The organism is Corynebacterium mastitidis DSM 44356 (assembly GCF_000375365.1).
GTDB classification, from domain to species: Bacteria; Actinomycetota; Actinomycetes; order Mycobacteriales; family Mycobacteriaceae; genus Corynebacterium; species Corynebacterium mastitidis.
Genome location: NZ_AQXB01000001.1, coordinates 121686 through 143223, shown reverse-complemented (window position 1 = coordinate 143223; position 21538 = coordinate 121686). Strand labels below are relative to the sequence as shown.

Genomic DNA, 21538 nt, shown 5'->3' with positions numbered 1-21538 from the left:
GCAGGCGCGGAGGGGTGCGGCCCACCTCGTAGTAGTAACGATCCTCGACGGGTTCCCCGATTCGGTCGGCCACGGTGACCCTCGCGAGAGCGAGGAAGTGGCGGGCTTCCGGAGGGAGAGGCCTGGTCATGGTTGCGTGTTCCTTTCCCTACGGGGCGGGTGATGAGCCGGGAGCATCGGGATATGCTTGCTTGTTCCTGTTCGTTGGCGTGCTATGCGTTGGTAACCAGAGCGACGAGGGAGGAGCGGTGGCATCGATGGCTGCTTGGATTAAGTATAGCTCCGTGGTCGTAATCAGTTCGCTGGTGCTGAGGTCCGCGAGGGCACCGCACCCAAGAATCCTCATCTGATCGCACTCGTCCCGGGTCTTATCCACCGCCCACACGAACTGACGCCACCACTCGGCGCGATTATCGGCCGCCGCCCGGTGAACATGGGCCTGGGTGTTAAGCCGGATGCCCCAGACCAGGCCCGCGAAGCCCAGCAGGGACACCGCCGCCTGCACCCCGCGCCAAACGAGATCCCAGTTCCATCCCTCCGTGAACGCCAAGGACAAAGAAAACACCGCACACCCCCGATTGCACGTCTCGTCTCTTGCTTATCGATTATGCCGGAGGCGCGGGCAGCCCCGCCACCCCTCCCGGCAGGCTCACCAGTTCTTTCCCCGGGCCCGCGAGGTCGGCGTAGCGGCGCACAAAGTCCGCGCTGCGCTTTCCTGAGGCGCAGTAGACCACCACGCGCCGGGTGGGCAGCGCGTCCAAGGCCCCGCGGACCCTGCCCCCGGGGTCCGCCGGGTCCCCGGCGGCCGAGGAATCGGGGTCGGCCAGGGCGCTCAGCGGCAGCCGCCGGGGGCGGATCGGCTCGGGCAGGTCGGCCAGCAGGGCCTCGTGCGGCTCGCGCACGTCGAGCGCGGTGGCGGTGCCCGCCCGCAGCGCGTCGAGCAGCTCGCGGGCGAGAGCGCCCTCGTCTGGGGAGGAGGCGGAGCAGGTCGTGGCCTCGTAGGAGGCCCCCAGCTCCCGCACCCGGGGGCGCGCCGGGTCGGCGGCCACGGTCACGGCGCGCAGCGTGCCTGCCAGGGCGTCGTAGGAGGTCACGCGCCCCGGAGTCACGGGGTGCAGGCCGCTGAGGTGCTTGATGGCCTCCGTGGCCATGAGGTTTCCCACCACCGCCGTGGTGGCGCCGAGTACCCCGGCGGTGGCGCAGTCGGGGGCGAAGCCGGGGCCGGGCTGGGTGGGGAAGAGGTCGCGCAGCCCCACGCCCGGCGCGGGGACGCCCGGCCCGGAGTGCCACAGGGCCACCTGCCCGGCAAAGCGCAGCACCGTTCCCCAGAGCAGGGGAGTGCCGGTGACCTCGGCGGCGTCCGCGCTGAGGTACTTGGTGGCAAAGGAGTCGGAGCCGTCGATCACCAGGTCCGCCTCGCGGAAGAGCCGCAGGGCGTTGTCCACGGTGACCCGCTCGTTGAGCGCGGTGACGCGCACGCCGGGCTGCAGCGCGCGCAGGCGCTCGGCGGCCACCTCCACCTTGGGGCGGCCCACGTCGGAGGCGCCGAAGAGGATCTGCCGGTGGATGTTGGTGATGTCCACGGCGTCGTCGTCCGCGATGGTGAGGCCGCCCACCCCGGCGGCGGCCAGGGATTGCAGCAGCGGGCAGCCCAGCCCGCCCGCCCCGATCACCAGCACCCGCGCTCGGTGCAGGCGCTCCTGCCGCTCCGGGCCAAAGCCGGGCAGGGAGAGCTGGCGGGCCACCCGGCGCAGTTCTTGTGCGTCCATGGGCTTACAGCACCCGATCCGCCCAGTCCGCCAGGCCCTCGAAGGGGGAGGATGCCTGGGCGTGGCGACGCCGCGGGATGCGCCCGGACTCGCGCGCCAGCCGCCCGGACTCCACGGCCAGGCGCATGGCGCGCGCCATGCGGGTCGGGTCTTGGCAGCGGTTGACGGCGCTGGCCAGCAGCACCCCGGAGCACCCCAGCTCCATCGCCAGGGCGGCGTCCGAGGCGGTGCCCACCCCGGCGTCCAGGAGAACGGGCACGCTCGCGCGGCGGCAGATCAGTTCGATGTTGTGCGGGTTGAGGATGCCCAGCCCCGTGCCGATGGGCGAGCCCAAGGGCATGACGGCGGCGACGCCGACGTCCTCGAGGCGGCGGGCGGCCACGGGATCGTCGGAGGTGTAGGCCAGCACGGTGAAGCCGTGGGCAACGAGCAGCTCGCAGGCCTCGATGAGCTCGGGGACGTCGGGCAGCAGCGTGCGCTCGTCCGCGATCACCTCCGCCTTGACCCAGGAAGTGCCCAGGGCCTCGCGGGCGAGCTGGGCGGTGAGCAGGGCGTCGCGCGCCGTGCGGCAGCCCGCCGTGTTGGGCAGCGGCTCGATGTCCAGGCGGCGCAGCAGCTCAAAGATGGATTCCCCGCCCGTGGCGGTGCGCGCGGAGTGGCGGCGCATGGCCACGGTGGTCAGCCGCGTGCCCGAGGCCACCAGCGCCTCCTCGAGGAGGGACTGCGAGGTGGCGCCGCCGGTGCCCATGATGAGGTGGGAGTCGAAGGAGCGATCCGCGATGGTCAGCACGCTAACCTCCCTGCACGGCGGTGAGGATGTCCACCTCGTCGCCCTCGGCGATCAGCCGATCCCACCGGGAGGCGGGCACCACGCGGGCGTTGATCGCCACGGCCACCCCCTCGCGCGCGCCGACCTCGGCGTCGATGAGCCGCGCCACGCTGGGGGCCGGTCCGGTGCGGGGCTCGTTGTTCACGGTGTAGGCGATCATGCTCTATTACTCCTTGTGACGTTGGGGATCGCAGGCGGAGAGGTCCAGGCCGGGGTCCTCGCCCAGGGCGAGCCGCGCGCCCGCGCGCCCGGCCAGGGCGGCCAGCAGGATGCCGTGGCGGAAGTACCCGGTGGAGACCACCAGGCCGGGGCCCACGCGTCCCAGGTAGGGCAGGTCGTCCGGGGTGCCCGGGCGCGCCCCGGTGCCCCACTCCAGCAGCCCGGCCTCCTCCACGGCGGGCACCACCCGGCAGGCGTCGCGCACCAGGTCGCGCACGGAGCTTAGGGGCATGTCCGGGCGTCGGTCCTCCCGGGAGGTGGCGCCGATGGCCAGCGTCTCGCCGCGCGGTATCAGGTAGATGGGCCGATCCTCCACGAAGCCGCGCACCACCCGGTCCAGCACGCCGGGGCAGCGGGTAAGGAGGATGTCCCCGTACACGGGGCGCAGCCGCAGGCCGGGGTGCAGCGCGGACGCCCCCAGCCCCGCCGCGAGCACCACCTGGCCGTCGATGGTGCACAGGTCCCCGATGCCGGTGCGCAGGCAGCCGTCCTCGATGCCGGTGACGCTGGTGGGGATGAAGTTCACGCCGCGCCGCTTGAGGGCGTCGATGAGCGCCGCCGCGAACACCCGCGGGGCCACCTGGGTGTCCCCGGGGATGGACACCGCCCCCGCCAGCAGCGGGGAGAGCGCGGGCTCCAGCCTGCGGGCCTGCCGCACCGTGAGCCGCTCCGCGCGGAACCCGTGGGCCTCCTGGTAGTCGGTGAGGTCGCGCAGGTGGTGGGCGTCCGCCCGGTCGGCGGCCACCACCAGCGTGCCCTCGTCGCGGTAGCCGGTGGGCAGGTCCGTGGCCCGGGCCACCCGGCGCACCAGGTCGGGGTAGAGGCGGGCGGATTCCGCCATGAGCGGGTACAGGGCCTCCTGGCGGTACTGCACCTCCGCCACCGGGGCGAGCATCCCGCCCGCGTGCCGGGTGGCCCCGCCGACGGGGGCGGGGTCGATCACCGAGACGGGCATCGTGCCCTCCGAGATCTCCGTGATCTCGAAGGCGGTGCACAGTCCCACGAGCCCGGCGCCCACCACGACCACCCCGAGAGTCATGCGAAGGCCCCCACGATCGCGCGCGCCGTGGCCTCGGGGTCCGCCGCACCCATGAGCGCCCGGCTCAGCGCCACCCCGGCCACCCCCGTGGCGGCCAGCGCGGGGGCGTCCGCGGCGGTGACATCCCCGATGGCCACCACCGGCACCCGCGAGGCCCGCACCAGCGCCGGGTAGCCCGCAACGCCCAGCGGCGGGCGCCCGGAGTCCTTGGTGGGGGTGGGGCGGAAGGGGCCCGCGCCGACGTAGTCGATCACGTCCGCCTCCTTGTTGGCCCGCCGCACCAGGTCGAGGGTGCCCGTGGTCAGGCCGATGATCGCCCCCGGGCCGAGCAGGCGGCGGGCGTCGCGCGGCGGCAGATCCTCCTGGCCCAGGTGAACCCCGTGGACGTGCTCGCCGCGCCGCATGAGGGCGGTGGCCACGTCCGCGCGGTCGTCGATGAGCACCCTGGTGGCGGGGTTGGCCCGCGCCACGGCCCGGGCCACCTCGGTGGCCAGGCTAAGCAGCGCGCGGGTGCCGATGGGCTTGCTGCGCACCTGGACGATCCCCGCCCCGCCGCGCGCGGCGGCCGCCGCGACCTCGGGGGCGTTCCCGGGGCCGGTGACCAGGTAACAACGCAGATCGAGCATGGTTCTCCTTGCTTCCTTCGCCGGTATGACCCGGGCAGGTTCGACGGTCCGCGCGGCGTATGCGCGTTCTCAGCCCGCGTTCCCCGGGCTCCCGTGAGGGTGCGCCCCAGTGTAGCGCGGCAGCGCGCGGAGGGAGCGGCACCGCCGGCGATTTTGCGTTCCCTCCCGCGCGTGGAACAATGCTCTAGTTGCCTGCTCCCGCGAGCACGCGGCACGAATATGTCACGGATGATGAACCGGCCGAGCGCCCAGCAGTGGGAAGAGCCGCCAGGGTCCTCTGTCCCGAAGAAGAAGGATTGTTTCTGATGAACATTCTCGACAAGGTTGATGCAGCCCAGCTGCGTAACGACATCCCGGATTTCCGCCCCGGCGATACCCTCGGCGTCAACGTCAAGGTGATCGAGGGCTCCAACGAGCGCACCCAGCTGTTCACCGGCGTGGTGATCCGCCGCCAGGGTTCCGGCATCCGCGAAACCTTCACCGTGCGCAAGGTGTCCTTCGGCATCGGCGTGGAGCGTACCTTCCCGGTGCACTCCCCGAACATCGCCTCCATCGAGGTCACCCGCCGCGGTCGCGTGCGTCGCGCCAAGCTGTACTACCTGCGCAACCTGCGCGGTAAGGCCGCCCGCATCAAGGAGCGCCGCTAGTCGCTGCCGCTTTCGGCGCCCCCGTTTGCCCGTGACTGCTCGGGCGGGCGGGGGCGTCGTGGCGTTCCGGGGCCGGTGCGGGGGACCGGGGGAAGGGCCGCCCCGCGCGGGGGACGCGGAATATGCCCGGCGACAGCGGGCGTCGCGCCGTGGGCCGCCCCGCGCGGCTGCTAGAGTCAGGTGCCGTGACTGATTCCGCGAACGCCTCCCTCAATCCCGACGGCTCCGGCTCTGCCGATACCCCCGCCGCTGCCGCGCAGAAAGAGAAGAAGGGCAAGAAGGAACTGCCCTGGTACCTGGAGATCCCGCTGATCATCGGCGTGACCTTCCTCATCGTCTTTGTGTTCCAGACCTTCATCGGGCGCGTGTACATGATCCCCAGCGGCTCGATGGAGCCCACCCTGCACGGGTGCACGGGCTGCACGGGGGACCGCATCGCGGTGGAGAAGGTCTCCTACTACTTCTCCGACCCGGAGCCGGGCGACGTGGTGGTCTTTGCCGGGCCGCCCTCGTGGAACGGGGCGTTTGTGTCCCCGCGCTCCGAGAACCCGGTGCTGCGCGGAATGCAGGAGCTGGGTTCCTACGTGGGCCTGGTGGCCCCGAACGAGAACAACCTGGTCAAGCGCGTGATCGCCACCGGGGGGCAGACCGTCTCCTGCCAGGAGGGCGACCCGGCCGTGATGGTGGACGGCAAGCCCACCGATCAGTCCTTTGTGCTCGACCCGCCGCAGATTCCTGTGAGTCAGGAGGATGGCTCCGAGGCCTGCGGCGGCGAGTACTTCGGCCCGGTGACTGTGCCGGAGGGCAACGTGTGGGTGATGGGGGATAACCGCACCAACTCCGGCGACTCCCGCGCGCACATGGGCGACCAGTACCAGGGCACCATCCCCGTGGAGAACATCCGGGGCAAGACGGTGGCGCGCATCTGGCCGCTCGACCGCATCGGCCTGGTGGATTCCCTGGACGTGCAGGACCCCGCCGCCTAGCCCATGCGTCGGCTGACGCAGTTGCGCACCCTCGAGGTGGCGCTCGCGCGGGCGGGCCTGGGCCCGGTGGCCGGGGTGGACGAGGCCGGGCGCGGCGCCTGCGCCGGGCCGCTGACCATTGGCGCATGCGTGCTCCCGGAGGGCACCATCGCGGACCTGGATCGCCTCACGGATTCCAAGAAGCTCACCCCCGCCGCGCGCGAGCGGCTGTTCCCGCTGATTAAGCGGCACGCCCTGGCGTGGTCCGTGGTGGTGGTCGGCGCCCGGGAGATCGACGCCGAGGGGATTCAGCGGGCCAATGTGTCCGGCATGCGCCGGGCCGTGGTGGCCCTGGATCACGCCCCCGGATACGTGCTCAGCGACGCCGTGCGCGTCCCCGGCCTGCGCCAGCCGCACCTGCCGATCATCGGCGGGGACGCCGCCGCCCGCTGCATCGCGGCGGCCAGCGTGCTGGCCAAGGTCACGCGCGATCGCATGATGGTGGAGCTGGGCGAGAGGCACCCGGAGTACGGCTTTGCCGGGCACAAGGGCTACGGGACAAAGGCCCACATGGATGCGGTGCGCCGTCACGGCGCGAGCCCGGAGCATAGATACACTTACTCCAATGTGATCGCCGCCCACCGGCAGTGGGCCGCGAGCGGGGGAACACCCGGCGATCCCGGTGGACGAACGAGGAAAGGAAGGGCAGGGCGATGAGTGCCGAAGAGCTCGAGAACTACGAGGCCGAGGCGGAGCTGTCCCTCTACCGCGAGTACCGCGACGTGGTAAGCCAGTTCTCCTACGTGGTGGAAACGGAACGGCGCTTTTACCTGGCCAACGCGGTGGAGCTGATCCCGCACGGCAGCGGGGCCGACGTGTATTACGAGGTGCGCATGTCCGACGCCTGGGTGTGGGACATGTACCGGCCCGCGCGCTTCGTGCGCTACGTGCGGGTGATTACGTTCAAGGACGTCAACATCGAGGAGCTGGACAAGCCGGACCTCATCATGCCGGAGTAACGGGGCTAGCCCCGTGGCAAGCCCGATGCGGCCGGGGTGTGGATAGCGGGGGTTATCCACACCCCGGCCGTGCGCGCGTCGCGGCCCCGCTGCCTGAGCGGGCACGATAAGGGGCATGACTCAGGGGACGATGACATCGGGGATGGAGCTGGGCCGCCAGGGAGAGGCCTTCGCGGCCGCCTACTACCGGGACCGGGGTGCCCGGCTGGTGGGGATGAACGCGCGCTGCGGGCGCGACGAGATCGACCTCATCGTGCGCGAGCCCACCGGCACCCTCGTGTTCGTGGAGGTCAAGACGCGCAGCGGGCGGGGCTGTGGCGCGGCGGAGGCCGTGGATGCGCGCAAGGTGGCCCGCATGCGCAGGGCGGCGGCCCGCTGGCTGCGGGGAAGGCCGTACTCCCCGGTGCGTCTCGACGTCCTGGCGCTGACGGTGGTGGGGCGCGAGCGCCGGGAGGGCAGGGAGCATGTCCTGTTCGATGTGGAGCGCTACGAGGGGGTGGATCAGGGTGCCTGCTGAGGAGCACGGCGCCCGCCTGGGGGTGGCCCACACCGTGGCGCTGCACGGGGTGCGGGCGCATCCCGTGCGGGTGGAGGCCAACATCGGGCCGGGGCTGCCGGGCATGCGTGTGGTGGGCCTCGGAGACGCCTCCGTGCGCGAATCGCGGGAGCGCATCCGCACGGCCGTGACCAACAGCGGCCTGGGATGGCCCCGCACAAAGATCGTGGTCTCGCTCTCCCCGGCCTGCCTGCCCAAGTCCGGCGGACACTTTGACCTGGCGATTACCGCCGCGATCCTCGGCGCGGCCTGGGAGGGCGACCGCGCCCGGCACGCGCGCACGGCGCTGGGGTCCACGCTGCTGCTAGGCGAGGTGGCGCTCGACGGCTCGCTGCGCCCGGTTCGCGGACTGCTTCCGGCCCTGCTGTGCGCGCGCCGCCGGGGAATGACGCACGCGGTGGTGCCCCCGGGCAACGCCCGCGAGGCCGCGCTGGCCTCCCGGCTTACGGTGCTGATCGCGCCGACCCTGGGGGACGCCGCGCGGTGGCTGGCGGGAGAGGCCGCGCTGCGGGGCCCGGAGCCGGACGAGCCGGGCGGCGAGGAACCCGCACCGGGGGACTTCGCGGACATCGCCGGGCAGCGCCGGGCGGTGCGCGCGGCGCAGGTCGCGGCCGCCGGCGGGCACCACCTCATGCTCCTGGGGCCGCCGGGCTCGGGCAAGTCCATGATCGCCGCGCGCATGCCCACGATCCTGCCCCCGCTGACGCGGGAGCAGACGATGGAGGCCACGGCGGTGCACTCCGTGGCCGCGGACTCCTTTCGCGGCCCGGTGCGCCGGGCGCCCTTCGTCGCGCCCCACCACAGCGTGACCGCCGCCGGGCTGCTCGGCGGCGGCAGCGGAATTCCCCGCCCCGGCGCCGTGAGCCTGGCCCACCACGGGCTGCTCTTCCTCGACGAGGCCTCGGAGATCCCGGCGAGCGTGCTGGACGGGCTGCGCACCCCCTTGGACGAGGGGCGGGTGAGGCTGGTGCGCTCCCACCGCTCCTACGTGTTTCCGGCGCGGTTCCAGCTCGTGCTGGCCGCCAACCCCTGCCGGTGTGCGGCCAGCGAGCCCAGCCTGTGCCGGTGCGGGGCCCGCGAGCGGGCCGCCTACCTGAGCAACATCTCCGGCCCGCTGCGCGACCGCATCGACATCGTGGCGCGCACCCACGCTGCGGGCGCGCGGCTGCGCACCGGCTTCGCCCCCGCCAGCGCCGAGCTCGCGGAGGCGGTGGCGCAGGCCCGGGACAGGGCGCGGTACCGGTGGCACAAGGAGGGGTTAGCACCTCCGCGCAACGCGGATATACCAGGGCCGCTGCTGCGCAAGGAGTTCCCCGCGTCGGACGAGGCGATGGCCCTGATCGAGGCGTACCTCGCGCGGGGAGAGGCGAGCCAGCGCGGGGCGGATCGACTACTCAGGATCGCCTGGACGCTCGCGGACCTGGAGGGAAGAAAGCGCCCGGGCATGGGAGAGATCGCCGGGGCCTTAGAGCTGGGCGCGGCGGGATGGGAGGAACCATGAGTGACGGGGAATGGAGCCGGGAGGAGCTGGCCTTTGCCTATCTTTCCCGCGTGGTGGAGGGCCCCTCGCGGGCGCTGTCCGAGTTCTTGGAACGGGGGAGGGAGGCCCCGGAGATCGCGGAGGCCATCCGGGGCCGCAAGCGGTGGCTGGGCGATCTTCTTGGGCAGACCGCCACGCGCTACGACTGGGACAGGCCCCGGCGAGACCTGGAGATCGCCCGCGAGCACGGGGCGAGGCTGATCTACCCGGGGCACGAGGAATGGCCCGCCGAGCAGTTGGAACACGCCTTCGGCTTTGCCCGCAGCGGCATGAGCCCGCACGCGCGCACCTACCAGGCGGACGCCGTGCCCCCGCACGCCCTGTGGGTGCGCGGCGGGAACCTGCGGCACCTGTGCGCGCAGGCCGTGGCCGTGGTGGGAACCAGGGCGCAGTCCCGTTACGGGGCGGAGGCCACCGCGTGCCTCGTGCGGGGCCTGGTGCAGCACCAGTGGGCGATCGTCTCGGGCGGCGCGCTGGGGATCGACGCGGAGGCCCACCGCGCGGCGCTGGAGGCGGGCGGTACCACCGTGGTGGTCTCCGCCTGCGGGATCGACCGCGCCTATCCGGCGCGGCACGCGCGGCTCTTTGACGCCGTGGCGCGGCAGGGGGCGGTGGTCACGGAGTACCCGCCGGAGGTCACCCCGCAGCGGCATCGCTTTCTCACCCGCAACCGCCTGGTGGCGGCTCTTACGCGGGGCACGGTGGTGATGGAGGCCGCCTGGCGCTCCGGGGCGCTGAACACCCTGAGCTGGGCGGAGGGGCTGGGCAGGATCGCCATGGCGGTGCCGGGGCCGATCACCGGGGCGGGGTCCCTCGGATGTCATCAGCGGATCAAGGAGGGCCGGGCGCAGTTGGTCACGGGCCCGGACGACGTCCGGGGTCTGCTCGGCGCCGTCGGGGCGCTGGACGTGACCGAGCAGTACGAGCTGTGTTACGCGCCGGACGCCATACAGGGGTTGAGCAGAAACGAGCTGCGGGTGTTCGACGCCCTTCCGGTTGCGGGCGCGGTGGACACTCAGACCATTGCTCGCGGCGCCGGTTTCTCGGTTCCGCTAACGGTGCACCTGCTGGTGGAACTCGCCGCAAAAAACCTGGTCAGCCTGGAAGGAGACCAATGGCTTCGTGTGGAAGGAGGCGCGAAGGGGGAATAACATAGGGCACCATGAGCGAGGCGGCAGCGACGCAGGTCGGTGAGGCGGTAGAGGATTTCGCGGACTATCAACACTTCGTGTTGGGGCGCGCGGAAGCCACGATCCGGGCCTACCGCACCGACCTTGCGGACCTTGCGGAGCACGTTCCCGTGTTCGCGGAGCTGAACCTCAATAGCCTCCGCATGTGGCTGGGGGCCGCGGTGGAAAGGGGGCTGAGCAGGTCCACCATCGCCCGGCGCACCGCCGCCGCGCGGGCGTTTTGCCGGTGGGCCTTTGACCAGGGGCACCTGAGCGTGGACGTGTCGGTGCGGTTAAAGACCCCCAAGATTCATCGCGCCCTGCCCAAGGTGCTCAGCCAGGAGCAGGCGCGGGCCCTCATCGAGGGGCCGGGGCATGACGCCCCCGCCCCCGAGCGTGCCGAGGCCGTGGGGGCCGCCTCCCCGGCGCCGCTGGGGGTGGGCGGTGCGCCTGCGGAGCCGCACGGCGCGGGAGCGAGCGCGGGCGCGGGGACGAGCGCGGGCAGGGCCGTGGGCGGCGGGCCCGTGGGGGAGGAGCGGACCCCGGAGGCCCTGCGCAACAGGGCGATGGTGGAGCTGCTCTACGCCACGGGCATCCGCGTCTCCGAGCTGTGCGGCCTGGACCTTGGCCGCCTGGACATGCGCGGCTGCACCGTGCGCGTGGTGGGCAAGGGGAACAAGGAGCGCGTGGCCCCCTTCGGCCAGCCCGCCAGGGAGGCCCTGGCGAGGTGGCTGGGGGAGGGGCGCCCGGAGCTGGTGCGCAAGGCGGCCCCCACCCAGGCCGGGAGCGGCCGGGACGCGGTCTTTCTGGGCAGCCGGGGCGGCAGGATCAACCCCCGCCAGGTGCGCCGCATCGTGGAGGTGGCGGCGCGCGGGATCGAGGCGGAGGGCCTGAGCCCCCACGGCCTGCGCCATAGCGCGGCCACCCACCTGCTGGAGGGCGGGGCGGACCTGCGCGAGGTGCAGGAGCTGCTTGGTCACTCCTCGATGCAGACCACGCAGATCTACACGCACGTCAGCGCCAGCCGCCTGCGGAAGGTCTACGAGCAGGCGCATCCACGGGCTTGAGCCGGATCGCCGGGGCGGGCAGCAGGAGCAGCGGGTTGAGGTAGCGGTCCTTGTCCGGCAGGGGGCGCGCTCCCCAGTGCAGCCCGGTGCCCGGCTGGTGGTGGGAGGCGGGTGCCTCGGCCAGCACCCCTATTATCTGTCCCTCCTCCACGGCGTCCCCCGCGCTCACGCGGGGGAGGACCGGCTGGTACGTGGTGAGTATTCCCTCCCCGTGTTCGAGGGAGACGGTGGGGCTGCCCGCCACCGCGCCCGCGAACGTCACGGTCCCGCGCCCGGCGGCGCGGATCGGGGTCCCCGGCGGGGCGTGCAGGTCCACGCCGCGGTGGCCGGGCAGCCAGTCGCGCGACGGGGGATCGAAGGGCCGAAGCACGGCGCCGGGCGCGGGCGTGCCCGTGGCGGGGGAGACCCAGGCGTGGGTCGGCGGCGCCAGAAAGAGCACCGAGGCTAGGGCAATGAGGGCGATCAGGACTACGAGCGCGGCGAGGGGGAGGCGGTTGCGGGTGTTCATGGGAACAACTCTGCGCGGCGCGCCGCCGGTTCCGCGAGGTCGATCTCCCCGGCCTGTGGATGGTGGTGTGAATGTGAAAGGTGGTGTTTACCTGTGGATAAGCCCCCGCCGCGGTTTGAAGCCGGGGGTGGAAGGCTATATGCTTGCTCCCAGCAGTGTGTCTGGGCGTGTTTTACGCCCGGGCCGCTGACTACGCGCGGCATATGCGGTGCCTCCGACGCGGTCCCGATCCCACAGGCTCGGGTGTTGGAAGGCGCGGTGCTATGCCGCCAGGGCGCAGGACAAAAACACAAAACCTGTTGCACTTTTAAAACCGAAAGACCATAACAAGAAAGGGAGCACACCATGGCAGTCGTGACCATGCGCGAGCTTCTCGATGCTGGCGTCCACTTCGGGCACCAGACTCGTCGCTGGAACCCGAAGATGCGTCGCTTCATCTTCACCGATCGCAACGGCATCTACATCATCGATCTGCAGCAGACGCTGACCTACATCGATGAGGCCTACGAGTTCATCAAGGAGACCGTCGCGCACGGCGGCAACATCCTCTTCGTGGGCACCAAGAAGCAGGCTCAGGAGGCCATCCAGACCGAGGCGGAGCGCGTGGGCATGCCCTACGTGAACCACCGCTGGCTCGGCGGCATGCTGACCAACTTCCAGACCGTCTCCAAGCGCCTCGCCCGCATGAAGGAGCTGCAGGCGATGGACGCGGCCGAGGACGGCTACAAGGGCCGCACCAAGAAGGAAGCCCTCATGCTCACCCGCGAGCGCGTCAAGCTGGAGCGCGTGCTGGGCGGCATCTCTGAGATGACCAAGGTGCCCTCGGCCCTGTGGATCGTGGACACCAACAAGGAGCACATCGCCGTTCACGAGGCGCACAAGCTCAACATCCCGGTGGTGGCCATCCTGGACACCAACTGCGACCCCGACGACGTGGCCTACCCGATCCCGGGCAACGACGACGCCATCCGCTCCGTGAACATCCTCACCCACGTGGTGGGCGAGGCGGTCATCGAGGGCAAGAAGTCCCGCGAGGAGCGTCAGCTCGCCGCCGCCAAGGAGGCCGCTGGCGACACCCAGGAGAAGGAAGCCCAGGACGCGCAGAAGGCCCAGGAGGCCGACGCCGCCGAGGCATCCAAGGAGGCCTAACCCCTCCGGGTGCTCAGCCCGCTCAAGCGTAAGGCCCTCGGGTGAACGCCGGTTGTATCGGTGGCGCACGCGAGGGCCTATCGCTTTAGTTTCCCCCTATCACGCCGCTGGGGAACCGTAGCCCACGGCGAGGCCGTTTCTCGGCTACGATTTTCAACGGTAACCGTTTCTACACAAGGAGGATCGCCCCAACAATGGCGAACTACACTGCTGCTGACGTGAAGAAGCTGCGCGAGATCACCGGCTCCGGGATGCTCGACTGCAAGAAGGCTCTCGACGAGACCGACGGCGACTTCGAGAAGGCCGTGGAGAACCTGCGCATCAAGGGCGCCAAGGACGTCGGAAAGCGCGCCGAGCGCAACGCGCTTGAGGGCCTGATCGCCGTCTCCGGCAACACCATGATCGAGGTCAACTCCGAGACGGACTTCGTTGCCAAGAACGCCGAGTTCAAGGAGCTCGCCGCGAAGATCGCAGACGCCGCCGCCGCGGTGAAGGCGAACTCCGCCGAGGAGCTGGCCGCCGCCGACGTGGACGGCAAGCCCGCCTCCGAGGTGCTGCAGGAGCTGTCCGCGAAGATCGGCGAGAAGCTGGAGCTGCGCCGCGCGGTCACCCTGGACGCCGAGAAGACCTCCGTGTACCTGCACCAGCGCTCCGCCGACCTGCCCCCGGCCGTGGGCGTGCTGGTGGCCTACGAGGGCGAGGACGAGAAGGCCGCCCACGCGGTGGCCATGCAGGTGGCGGCGCTGAAGGCGCGTTACCTCAACCGCGAGTCCGTCCCGGCCGAGGTCGTGGAGAAGGAGCGCTCCATCGCCGAGCAGATCACCCGCGAGGAGGGCAAGCCGGAGCAGGCCATCCCGAAGATCGTGGAGGGCCGCCTCAACGGCTTCTACAAGGACGTCGTGCTGCTGGAGCAGGCCTCCGTGGCGGACGGCAAGAAGTCCGTGGGCGACGTGGCCAAGGAGGCCGGCATCACCGTGACCGGCTTCGCCCGCTTTGAGGTGGGCCAGCAGTAGCCACCGGCGCACGCCGAGACGTACCCGGGGATACCCGGGCAAACCCGCGCGGCATCCGTGAAGGATGCGGCGCGGGTTTTTGCTGTCCGCCGCGCGCCCGCCCGCTATGCGCCCGGCGTGTGCACCGCGGATCACCCCGGGCCTGTGCCGCAGCGGGGCGATCGCCGGGGCGCACGGTAGACTAGGCCGGAGACGAGCCAGCCGCACACGTACTAAAGAAGGAGTTGCCCGGTGACCTCTGAGCAGGATAGCGCCAGAAGCGAAGGATACCGCCGCGTCATGCTGAAGCTTGGCGGGGAGATGTTTGGCGGGGGCCAGGTGGGCATCGACCCCGACGTGGTGGAAAACGTCGCGCGGCAGATCGCGGAGGTGGCCAGCACGGGGGCCGAGATCGCGGTGGTCATCGGCGGGGGCAACTTCTTCCGGGGCGCGCAGCTTCAGCAGCGCGGCATGGACCGGGCGCGCTCGGACTACATGGGCATGCTGGGCACCGTGATGAACTGCCTGGCCCTGCAGGACTTCCTCCTGCAGGAGGGCGTGGAGTGCCGCGTGCAGACCGCCATCAACATGGCGCAGATCTCCGAGCCCTACCTGCCGCTGCGGGCCGCCCGCCACCTGGAGAAGGGGCGCGTGGTGATCTTCGGCGCGGGCATGGGCATGCCGTACTTTTCCACGGACACCACCGCCGCGCAGCGCGCCCTGGAGATCGGCTGCGAGGTGTTGCTCATGGCCAAGGCGGTGGACGGCGTGTACTCGGACGACCCGCGCACCAACCCCGAGGCCACCCTCTACGACCAGATCACCCCGCGCGAGGTCATCGAGAAGAACCTCAAGGTGGCGGACGCCACGGCCTTTAGCCTGTGCATGGATAACGACATGCCGATCCTGGTCTTTAACCTGCTCACCGAGGGCAACATCGCCCGCGCGGTGGCGGGGCAGCGCATCGGCACGCTGGTGAAGTCCTAGCCGCGAAGCCTGGTGGCGCGCGGGAGGCGGGGCGTCGTCCCTCGGGGACGCCTCGCTCCTGCTACATTAAGGCCCCAAGGGGCCGGCAGCATTTTTACCTTAATTTACGCATAAGCGGCCACGCATGAGTGGCGGAGGAGTGACAAGAGCATGATCGACGAGATTTTGATGGAAGCCGAAGAGCGCATGGGCAACACGGTGGAGCACACCCGCGAGGACCTCACCACCATCCGCACGGGGCGCGCCAACCCCTCCATGTTTAACGGCGTGATCGCGGAGTACTACGGGGTGCCCACCCCCATCACGCAGATGGCCTCCATCTCCGTACCGGAGCCGCGCATGCTGCTCATCAAGCCCTACGAGCCCTCCATCATGGGGGAGATCGAGGACGCCATCCGCAACTCCGACCTGGGCGTGAACCCCACCAACGACGGCCACGTGCTGCGCGTGACGGTGCCGCAGCTCACGGAGGAGCGCCGCAAGGAGATGGTTAAGCTCGCCAAGTCCAAGGGCGAGGACGGCAAGATCGCCATTCGCAACGTGCGCCGCAAGGGCATGGAGCAGCTCAAGAAGTTGCAGAAGGACGGCGACGCCGGCGAGGACGAGGTGATCGCGGCGGAGAAGGAGCTGGATAAGACCACCCAGGAGTACGTGGCCAAGGTGGACGAGGTGGTATCCAACAAGGAGACGGAGTTGATGGAGGTCTAGCGCCCTCGATCGTTATCACCCCAGCCGAAAGGAGCACATTGTGGGCGTCACCCGCAGCGCCGAGCGATTCAAGCCGAAGAACAGCGCAGGGCGCAACCTGCCGGTAGCGGTGGGCGTGGGTGTGGGGCTGGGGGCCCTGGTCATCGCCGGGGTGCTCCTCGGCCCGCTCGGCTGGTACCTCCTGGTGAGCGCGGCGGTGGGCCTGGGCACCTGGGAGGTCAGCACGCGTCTCATGGAGGCGGACTACGTGATTAGCCGCCTGGTGCTCCTCGTGGGCGGCCAGTTCCTGGTGTGGCTCACCTGGCCGTGGGGGGTGGGCGGCATGGCGGCCGCCTACGTGGCGGTGGCCCTGGTGGTCATGTACGGCAGGCTCTTTGTCCAGGTGGATAGCGTGCGGGCGCGCAACTACGTGCGGGACGTGGCGATCTCGCTGTTCGTGCTCACCTGGATACCCATGTTCGGGGCCTTCGCCGCGCTCATCTCCCGCATCGAGTCCGACGTGGCGGCGGCCCCGCTGTTCATCGTCACCTTCGTGGCGTGCGTGGTGGCCTCGGATACCGGCGGGTACGTCGCCGGGGTGTTCTTCGGTTCGCACCCGATGGCCCCGGCGGTGAGCCCCAAGAAGTCCTGGGAGGGCTTCGCGGGTTCCCTGCTGGGCGGCGCGGGGGTGGGCCTGGCCTGCGTGGTGCTGCTGCTCAACCAGCCGTGGTGGCTGGGCGTGGCCATGGGCCTGCTCATGGCGGTGTGCGCCACCCTGGGCGACCTCGTGGAGTCCCAGTTCAAGCGAGACCTCGGCATCAAGGACATGTCCGGCATGCTGCCGGGGCACGGCGGCATGATGGACCGGCTCGACGGGCTGTTGCCCGCGGCGATGGTGACCTGGCTGCTGCTCAGCCTGGTCACCCAGGGGCTGTCCTAGCGGGAGTTCTTCTTTGCCAGGCGGCGCAGCTCCAGCATCCTCACCCCGCCCACCAGGGCCATGATGAGGGCGCCCGCGATGGCGGCGAGGAGGAAGCCCACCCCGGCGGGGAAGCTGAACTTCCAGGCGAAGAGCGTCAGCTCCACGGATTGCTGGTTCTGCATGATGAACACGAGCAGCAGGATCAGCAGCAGGGCCCCGACGATGAGGGCGGCCCAGGTGGTGGCGGCGAAGGTGCGCTGCGGCTTCGAGCCGGTGCGTCGCGACGCCTCCGGCGCGGGCGTCGGCTCCGTGCCCGCTGCGGGGGAGGTGGGGTCGGCAAGGTCGCCGCGTGCCGTGGGATCATTCGGTGTAGTCATGCCCTCTATTCAATCGTGCCCGGTGCCGCGCGGTCCACAGGGGGTGGCGCAGGATTAGATTCACCGTCCCCGAGGTGGAACAATGGTGCCCATCATGGCTGAACCAATCAAGCTCCAGTTCGCCGCGCCCAAGCGCGGCATGCCGCCCAAGCACTTTGCCGATCTCGACGCCGAGGCCCGCGTGGCCGCCGTCACGGATCTTGGGCTGCCGAAGTTCCGGGTGAATCAGATTGCCCGGCACTACTACGGCAGGTACGAGGCCGACCCGGGAACGATGACGGACCTCCCGGCCGAGGCCCGCGAGCGGGTGCGCGAGGCGCTTTTCCCGCCCCTGATGCGCCCGGTGACGCAGACGGCCACGGACGAGGGCGAGACGCAAAAGACGCTGTGGCGGCTGCACGACGGCACGCTGCTGGAGTCCGTGCTCATGCGCTACCCGGACCGCGCCACCCTGTGCATCTCCTCCCAGGCGGGGTGCGGCATGAACTGCCCGTTCTGCGCCACGGGGCAGGGCGGGCTGGACCGCAACCTCTCCACCGGGGAGATCGTGGATCAGGTGCGGGCCGCCGCGGCCACGATGGAGGCTGAGGGCGGGCGACTGTCCAACGTGGTGTTCATGGGCATGGGGGAGCCGCTGGCCAACTACAAGCGGGTGGTCTCGGCGGTGCGGCAGATCACCAGCCCGGTGCCGGAGGGCTTCGGCATCTCCCAGCGCAACGTCACGGTCTCCACCGTGGGCCTGGCCCCGGCCATTCGCAAGCTGGCCGACGAGGACATGTCCGTTACCCTGGCGATCTCCCTGCACACACCGGACGACGAGCTGCGCGACACCCTGGTGCCGGTGAACAACCGCTGGCCGGTGGCGGAGGTTCTGGATGCCGCGCGTTATTACGCTGATAAATCGGGAAGAAGGGTGTCCGTGGAATACGCCCTTATCCGCGATAAGAACGATCAGGATTGGCGCGCGGATATGTTGGGCAAGAAATTGCACGACGCCCTCGGCTCCAAGGTTCACGTCAACGTGATTCCGCTTAATCCCACGCCGGGATCGGAGTGGGACGCCTCGCCCAAGCCCCGCCAGCAGGAGTTTGTGCGCAGGGTGATCGCCCAGGGAGTGCCCTGCACGGTGCGCGATACCAAGGGCTCGGAGATCGCGGCGGCCTGCGGGCAGTTGGCGGCCGAGGAAAGAGAATCACAATAGATATGGCGTGATCTTTTGTTTACCTTCCGGTCATAGGATTAAGGGCACGATACTTCTTCAGGGAAAGGACGTGCCCTTTTATGCTTCACCACGATCCCACGACGCAGGCCCTCGCGGTGCGCGGGCTATGCAAGGCCTTTGACGGCGCGGTGGCCGTGAATGACATTGATCTGGACATCCCCCGGGGATCCATTTACGGAATAGTGGGGCCCAACGGCGCGGGAAAGACCACCATGATCTCCATGGCGGCGGGGCTCCTGCGCCCGGACCGGGGCGATACCTGGGTGGCGGGCTACCACACCTGGGAGCAGCCCCTGGAGATGAAGCGGGCGATGGGCCTGCTGGCGGACGGGGTGCCGGTGTTCGATCGCCTCAGCGCCCCGGAGCTGCTCAGCTACGTGGGCGGGCTGCGCGGCATGGACGCCGCCGTGGTGGAGGAACGCAGCCGTGAGCTGCTGGCGGCCCTGGGCCTGGAGGAGGCCGGGGACAAGCGGGTGGTGGACTACTCCGCGGGCATGACCAAGAAGATCCTGCTCGCCCTGGCCCTGCTGCACAACCCCGCCGTGCTGATCCTGGACGAGCCCCTGGAGGCCGTGGACCCCGTCTCCGGGCGGACCATCCAGAACCTCCTGCGCAGCTACGCCGCCGCCGGGGGAACCGTGGTGATCAGCTCCCACGTGATGGAGCTGGTGGAGGGCCTGTGCACCCACGTGGCCATCATCAACAAGGGCCGCGTGCAGGCCTCCGGGCCCGTGGAGGAGGTCCGCGGCGGGCGCTCGCTCAGCGACGCCTTCGTGGAGGCCGTGGGCGGCGCCTACAGCGGCGACTCCCTGGACTGGCTGGGAGGGGAGCGGTGAGCATGACGGGCATGGTGATCAGGCTTCATCTCACCCTGTGGCGCCGCATGGTGCGGGCCAACCCGGCCGTGCTGGTGATGATGTGCTTCGTGGGTTTCTACGGGCTCATCGGCCTGGCCTCTAGTGGCTTCTTCCTCTACACCGGGGCCCACGGCGGGCCGCACTCCTATATCGCCTGCGTCATCGCCGCGGGCGTGCTGGGCTACATCACGCTCATGGCGCTCATGCCCTCCGGCGAGCAGCAGGTGAGCGCGCGGGACTTTGCCACCCTGCCGGTGCGCCCGGAACAGGTGCGCGCGGGCCTGCTGGGCGTGACTTTCCTGCAGAGCAGGCCCGTGGTGGCCCTCCTGTGCACCGTCATCACGGGGGTGATCCTGTGCGTCGCCGCGCCCTCGGCCACCACGGCGATCGTGGCGCTGCCCCTGCTCGTGCTCTCCCTGTGCACCACGGTGCTGGCGGGGGACGTGATCGCCCGCGCGGTGGGCCGGGGATCCTCCGGGAGCAAGGACCGCAAGGCGGTGCTCAGCGGCCTGGCCTTTCTCCTGGTGATCCTGGCCTTTAACCTCTTTGTCAACTACGGGGAGGGAATCCCCCTCGATGCTCTCGGCGCGATCCTGGCCTGGACGCCCCTGGGAGCCACGGGCGGGGTCATCGGGGCCGTGCTCGGCGGGCGGTGGGGCGTCGCGGCCGCGCAGGCGGCGATCGCCCTGGCCACGCTGGTCATTCTCGGCTGGCTGTGGCTGCGCGGGGTGCGCGCGGACATGGAGGAGCCGCAGATGCACGGCGCGGCGGTCACGCGGAAGCAGAAGGCGCGGAAGGACGGCGATTCCTTCCCCTCCATCCTCTTTCCCGGCCTGCCGTACACCCCGGCGGCGGCGATCTTCTCCCGCGCCGTGCGCTACCTGCGCCGCGATAGCCGCATGCTGGTATCGTTCATCCCCCTGCCGTTCTTGTGCGCGATCTTCCTGTTCCAGGGCGTCAGCTCCGGCTCCTTCGTGGGGTATTACGGGCTGTTCGTGACGGGGATCATGGTCTCCGCGATGTGCTCCAACGACTTCGGCTACGACGGCCCCGGCGGCTGGCTGCACCTGACCAGCGGGGTGAGCCCGCGAACCCTGGTGCTGGCCCGCCACGCAGCCTCCGCGGTGCCCCTGACGATCTTCGGGCTCCTCTACGCCGCGCTGGTGCTCCTGCTCTTTCCGGACCGCTCGATCGCCCTGCTGGTGATCGTGGCGGCGCTGGGATACCTCATCTCGGGTGCCGCGGCGGGCCTCATGTTCACCGCCTATAACCCCTATGCCACCTCCAGGCCGGGCACCAACTCCTGGTCGGATCGCTCAGGGTATTCCTCGGCGGCGATGGTCAGCGGCCTGGGCTTCATGTTCCTGGGCTGGATTCCCGTCGTCCCCGGCGTGGTGATGATCCTGGTGGGATACCACGGCGTGGGGGCCTGGCTCACCGCGCTGGGCTGCCTGACCTGCGTGGCGATCCCCGCGGTGGCCTACGCGGTGATCCTGCGCCGCAGCGTCCGCCGGGTGGAGCAGCAGTGGCCCGAGATCTACGCCAAGGTCCGTTCCTGGGTGAATTAGGGGCAACTAGGGGGTTAGTGCTGGGGCAGGGGTGGCCCCGGCGCGATGAGGGGGCGTCGGGGTGGGGCCGCTCGTGCGAACCCCCGGCGGCCGGGCCGGGAGCGCTAGGAGCGGGGGCGAGTCGGGGCGCAAAAACGCAAAAAAAAGGGGCGCGCCCCGTGCGGAGCGCGCCCCTTTTCTTCGCGGGCGGCGGTTAGTTCTGCGGCAGGGCGCGCAGGTGCTCCACGCGGGAGGGCTCGATGTTGAGGGCGCGCAGCTCCTTATCGCTCAGCTCCGCGTAGGGGCCCTGAAGGGTGGCCTGCAGGTAGGCCCACTCCGGCTCCTTGTGGCCCACGGGCTTGTTGTGGGAGCTGAGGGTGCGCACCTGGCTGAGCTTGGGGCGGAAGGCGTGGATCAGCAGCCCCAGGGCGATGACGGCGGCCAGGGTGAACAGCCAGATCGTCTCCACGTGGCCCTTGTGGTTGCCAAAGTTGTACCCCAGCAGAATGATGACGGAGACCCAGCCGGCGAGCTGGGTGGCACGGAATCCGATGTCGTGCCATCCCCAGGCGGCCGAGGGCTCGTCCAGGGTGGACACGCCATTGTGAATCTCAGGCTCGAGGTGGTGGGAACCGGCCACGGTATCTCTCCTTCATACACATGCTGCGGGTGTGGCGCCGGGGTAGGCGCGGTGAACACTGCCCCTTATTCTGCCATAGGCGCCGCGCCGGGAGAACTCGCGGTTCCGCACGTCACCGGCGCGATCGGCAAATCCATCTTTTGGTTGCCCCTGGCGCGCGGCGCGGTAGGGCACGGCGTCGTACGGTGCGGCACACCACGGCTAC

The 21538-nt window shown here is 70.4% G+C and carries 25 protein-coding genes; 16 read left to right on the top strand and 9 right to left on the bottom strand.

From position 1 onward, the window contains the following. Nucleotides 1-148 precede the first annotated feature (148 nt). The 6 genes from B140_RS0100680 to B140_RS0100655 are packed head-to-tail and all read right to left on the bottom strand — an operon-like array spanning nucleotide 149 to nucleotide 4482. Nucleotides 149-550 carry a hypothetical protein gene (locus B140_RS0100680; protein ID WP_156801588.1) on the bottom strand — a complete coding sequence of 134 codons (402 nt, stop codon included), beginning with the start codon at nucleotides 548-550 and terminating at the stop codon, nucleotides 149-151. A 55-nt stretch (nucleotides 551-605) separates the two neighbouring features. Beyond that, entirely contained in the window at nucleotides 606-1769 is a 1164-nt protein-coding gene (locus B140_RS0100675; protein ID WP_051069204.1) for a ThiF family adenylyltransferase, read from the bottom strand. A 4-nt stretch (nucleotides 1770-1773) separates the two neighbouring features. Continuing rightward, nucleotides 1774-2559, bottom strand: a complete 786-nt coding sequence (locus B140_RS0100670; protein ID WP_018117421.1) for a thiazole synthase — start codon at nucleotides 2557-2559, stop codon at nucleotides 1774-1776. Between the two features lies 1 nt (nucleotide 2560). Next, nucleotides 2561-2758: a sulfur carrier protein ThiS gene (thiS, locus tag B140_RS0100665; protein ID WP_018117420.1), complete on the bottom strand. Its 198-nt coding sequence runs from the start codon at nucleotides 2756-2758 to the stop codon at nucleotides 2561-2563. A 6-nt stretch (nucleotides 2759-2764) separates the two neighbouring features. Further along, nucleotides 2765-3856: a glycine oxidase ThiO gene (thiO, locus tag B140_RS0100660; protein ID WP_026165832.1), complete on the bottom strand. Its 1092-nt coding sequence runs from the start codon at nucleotides 3854-3856 to the stop codon at nucleotides 2765-2767. Beyond that, nucleotides 3853-4482 (bottom strand): thiamine phosphate synthase, encoded by a 630-nt coding sequence (locus B140_RS0100655; RefSeq protein WP_018117418.1) that lies wholly within the window; start codon nucleotides 4480-4482, stop codon nucleotides 3853-3855. The genes thiO and B140_RS0100655 overlap by 4 nt, the downstream gene beginning before the upstream one ends. Nucleotides 4483-4787: 305 nt before the next feature. On the opposite strand from B140_RS0100655, the gene rplS reads away from it, so the two are divergent. The 8 genes from rplS to B140_RS0100615 all read left to right on the top strand — a co-directional run bounded on the left by rplS (nucleotide 4788) and on the right by B140_RS0100615 (nucleotide 11445). Continuing rightward, complete coding sequence (gene rplS, locus B140_RS0100650) at nucleotides 4788-5129, top strand: 50S ribosomal protein L19 (RefSeq protein WP_018117417.1); 342 nt, start codon at nucleotides 4788-4790, stop codon at nucleotides 5127-5129. A gap of 185 nt (nucleotides 5130-5314) precedes the next feature. After that, nucleotides 5315-6115, top strand: coding sequence for a signal peptidase I (gene lepB / locus B140_RS0100645; RefSeq protein WP_018117416.1), 801 nt, complete (start codon nucleotides 5315-5317; stop codon nucleotides 6113-6115). 3 nt (nucleotides 6116-6118) lie between these two features. After that, nucleotides 6119-6811: a ribonuclease HII gene (locus tag B140_RS0100640; protein ID WP_018117415.1), complete on the top strand. Its 693-nt coding sequence runs from the start codon at nucleotides 6119-6121 to the stop codon at nucleotides 6809-6811. Then, nucleotides 6808-7113: a DUF2469 domain-containing protein gene (locus B140_RS0100635; protein ID WP_018117414.1), complete on the top strand. Its 306-nt coding sequence runs from the start codon at nucleotides 6808-6810 to the stop codon at nucleotides 7111-7113. The genes B140_RS0100640 and B140_RS0100635 overlap by 4 nt, the downstream gene beginning before the upstream one ends. A gap of 115 nt (nucleotides 7114-7228) precedes the next feature. Then, nucleotides 7229-7630: a YraN family protein gene (locus B140_RS0100630; RefSeq protein ID WP_026165831.1), complete on the top strand. Its 402-nt coding sequence runs from the start codon at nucleotides 7229-7231 to the stop codon at nucleotides 7628-7630. Beyond that, complete coding sequence (locus B140_RS0100625; RefSeq protein ID WP_018117412.1) at nucleotides 7620-9170, top strand: YifB family Mg chelatase-like AAA ATPase; 1551 nt, start codon at nucleotides 7620-7622, stop codon at nucleotides 9168-9170. The genes B140_RS0100630 and B140_RS0100625 overlap by 11 nt, the downstream gene beginning before the upstream one ends. Beyond that, complete coding sequence (dprA, locus tag B140_RS0100620) at nucleotides 9167-10360, top strand: DNA-processing protein DprA (RefSeq protein WP_018117411.1); 1194 nt, start codon at nucleotides 9167-9169, stop codon at nucleotides 10358-10360. The genes B140_RS0100625 and dprA overlap by 4 nt, the downstream gene beginning before the upstream one ends. A gap of 11 nt (nucleotides 10361-10371) precedes the next feature. Beyond that, complete coding sequence (locus tag B140_RS0100615) at nucleotides 10372-11445, top strand: tyrosine recombinase XerC (protein ID WP_018117410.1); 1074 nt, start codon at nucleotides 10372-10374, stop codon at nucleotides 11443-11445. Here the strand turns inward: B140_RS0100615 and B140_RS0100610 are convergent. Then, complete coding sequence (locus B140_RS0100610; protein ID WP_018117409.1) at nucleotides 11393-11953, bottom strand: murein hydrolase activator EnvC family protein; 561 nt, start codon at nucleotides 11951-11953, stop codon at nucleotides 11393-11395. The genes B140_RS0100615 and B140_RS0100610 overlap by 53 nt on opposite strands. Nucleotides 11954-12298: 345 nt before the next feature. Between B140_RS0100610 and rpsB the strand changes: the two genes are divergently transcribed. From rpsB to B140_RS0100585, 5 genes are all read left to right on the top strand, one after another. Continuing rightward, nucleotides 12299-13102 (top strand): 30S ribosomal protein S2, encoded by an 804-nt coding sequence (gene rpsB / locus B140_RS0100605; RefSeq protein WP_026165829.1) that lies wholly within the window; start codon nucleotides 12299-12301, stop codon nucleotides 13100-13102. A gap of 194 nt (nucleotides 13103-13296) precedes the next feature. Next, nucleotides 13297-14115, top strand: a complete 819-nt coding sequence (tsf, locus tag B140_RS0100600; RefSeq protein ID WP_026165828.1) for a translation elongation factor Ts — start codon at nucleotides 13297-13299, stop codon at nucleotides 14113-14115. Nucleotides 14116-14394: 279 nt separating this feature from the next. Next, nucleotides 14395-15081, top strand: coding sequence for a UMP kinase (pyrH, locus tag B140_RS0100595; RefSeq protein WP_018117406.1), 687 nt, complete (start codon nucleotides 14395-14397; stop codon nucleotides 15079-15081). A 150-nt stretch (nucleotides 15082-15231) separates the two neighbouring features. Then, nucleotides 15232-15789 carry a ribosome recycling factor gene (gene frr / locus B140_RS0100590; protein WP_018117405.1) on the top strand — a complete coding sequence of 186 codons (558 nt, stop codon included), beginning with the start codon at nucleotides 15232-15234 and terminating at the stop codon, nucleotides 15787-15789. A gap of 40 nt (nucleotides 15790-15829) precedes the next feature. Continuing rightward, the gene (locus B140_RS0100585) at nucleotides 15830-16708 is read left to right on the top strand and encodes a phosphatidate cytidylyltransferase (RefSeq protein WP_018117404.1); all 879 of its coding nucleotides are present in this window, start codon (nucleotides 15830-15832) and stop codon (nucleotides 16706-16708) included. Here the strand turns inward: B140_RS0100585 and B140_RS13145 are convergent. Next, a complete protein-coding gene (locus tag B140_RS13145; protein ID WP_018117403.1) occupies nucleotides 16705-17067 on the bottom strand; it encodes a LapA family protein in 363 nt (120 codons plus the stop codon). The two genes, B140_RS0100585 and B140_RS13145, sit on opposite strands and share 4 nt — an antisense overlap. A gap of 94 nt (nucleotides 17068-17161) precedes the next feature. Between B140_RS13145 and rlmN the strand changes: the two genes are divergently transcribed. The 3 genes from rlmN (at nucleotide 17162) to B140_RS0100565 (ending at nucleotide 20714) form a co-directional block, all read left to right on the top strand. Beyond that, nucleotides 17162-18268, top strand: a complete 1107-nt coding sequence (gene rlmN / locus B140_RS0100575; protein WP_026165825.1) for a dual-specificity RNA methyltransferase RlmN — start codon at nucleotides 17162-17164, stop codon at nucleotides 18266-18268. 80 nt (nucleotides 18269-18348) lie between these two features. Continuing rightward, nucleotides 18349-19125, top strand: a complete 777-nt coding sequence (locus B140_RS0100570; RefSeq protein ID WP_018117401.1) for an ABC transporter ATP-binding protein — start codon at nucleotides 18349-18351, stop codon at nucleotides 19123-19125. A gap of 2 nt (nucleotides 19126-19127) precedes the next feature. After that, nucleotides 19128-20714, top strand: coding sequence for a hypothetical protein (locus B140_RS0100565; protein WP_018117400.1), 1587 nt, complete (start codon nucleotides 19128-19130; stop codon nucleotides 20712-20714). A 193-nt stretch (nucleotides 20715-20907) separates the two neighbouring features. Here the strand turns inward: B140_RS0100565 and B140_RS0100560 are convergent, their stop codons facing one another. Then, complete coding sequence (locus tag B140_RS0100560) at nucleotides 20908-21333, bottom strand: DUF2631 domain-containing protein (RefSeq protein WP_018117399.1); 426 nt, start codon at nucleotides 21331-21333, stop codon at nucleotides 20908-20910. Between the last annotated feature and the right edge of the window lie 205 nt (nucleotides 21334-21538).

Bases quoted from the DNA above. Each gene is read 5' to 3' on its own strand.
- B140_RS0100570 (WP_018117401.1), top strand. From the start codon at position 18,349: ATGCTTCACCACGATCCCACGACGCAGGCCCTCGCGGTGCGCGGGCTA.
- B140_RS0100615 (WP_018117410.1), top strand. From the start codon at position 10,372: ATGAGCGAGGCGGCAGCGACGCAGGTCGGTGAGGCGGTAGAGGATTTC.
- rlmN (WP_026165825.1), top strand. From the start codon at position 17,162: ATGGCTGAACCAATCAAGCTCCAGTTCGCCGCGCCCAAGCGCGGCATG.
- B140_RS0100635 (WP_018117414.1), top strand. From the start codon at position 6,808: ATGAGTGCCGAAGAGCTCGAGAACTACGAGGCCGAGGCGGAGCTGTCC.
- B140_RS0100640 (WP_018117415.1), top strand. From the start codon at position 6,119: ATGCGTCGGCTGACGCAGTTGCGCACCCTCGAGGTGGCGCTCGCGCGG.
- rplS (WP_018117417.1), top strand. From the start codon at position 4,788: ATGAACATTCTCGACAAGGTTGATGCAGCCCAGCTGCGTAACGACATC.
- B140_RS13145 (WP_018117403.1), bottom strand. From the start codon at position 17,067: ATGACTACACCGAATGATCCCACGGCACGCGGCGACCTTGCCGACCCC.
- B140_RS0100565 (WP_018117400.1), top strand. From the start codon at position 19,128: ATGACGGGCATGGTGATCAGGCTTCATCTCACCCTGTGGCGCCGCATG.
- frr (WP_018117405.1), top strand. From the start codon at position 15,232: ATGATCGACGAGATTTTGATGGAAGCCGAAGAGCGCATGGGCAACACG.
- B140_RS0100675 (WP_051069204.1), bottom strand. From the start codon at position 1,769: ATGGACGCACAAGAACTGCGCCGGGTGGCCCGCCAGCTCTCCCTGCCC.
- thiO (WP_026165832.1), bottom strand. From the start codon at position 3,856: ATGACTCTCGGGGTGGTCGTGGTGGGCGCCGGGCTCGTGGGACTGTGC.
- pyrH (WP_018117406.1), top strand. From the start codon at position 14,395: ATGCTGAAGCTTGGCGGGGAGATGTTTGGCGGGGGCCAGGTGGGCATC.
- rpsB (WP_026165829.1), top strand. From the start codon at position 12,299: ATGGCAGTCGTGACCATGCGCGAGCTTCTCGATGCTGGCGTCCACTTC.
- dprA (WP_018117411.1), top strand. From the start codon at position 9,167: ATGAGTGACGGGGAATGGAGCCGGGAGGAGCTGGCCTTTGCCTATCTT.
- thiS (WP_018117420.1), bottom strand. From the start codon at position 2,758: ATGATCGCCTACACCGTGAACAACGAGCCCCGCACCGGACCGGCCCCC.
- B140_RS0100610 (WP_018117409.1), bottom strand. From the start codon at position 11,953: ATGAACACCCGCAACCGCCTCCCCCTCGCCGCGCTCGTAGTCCTGATC.
- tsf (WP_026165828.1), top strand. From the start codon at position 13,297: ATGGCGAACTACACTGCTGCTGACGTGAAGAAGCTGCGCGAGATCACC.
- B140_RS0100655 (WP_018117418.1), bottom strand. From the start codon at position 4,482: ATGCTCGATCTGCGTTGTTACCTGGTCACCGGCCCCGGGAACGCCCCC.
- B140_RS0100630 (WP_026165831.1), top strand. From the start codon at position 7,229: ATGACTCAGGGGACGATGACATCGGGGATGGAGCTGGGCCGCCAGGGA.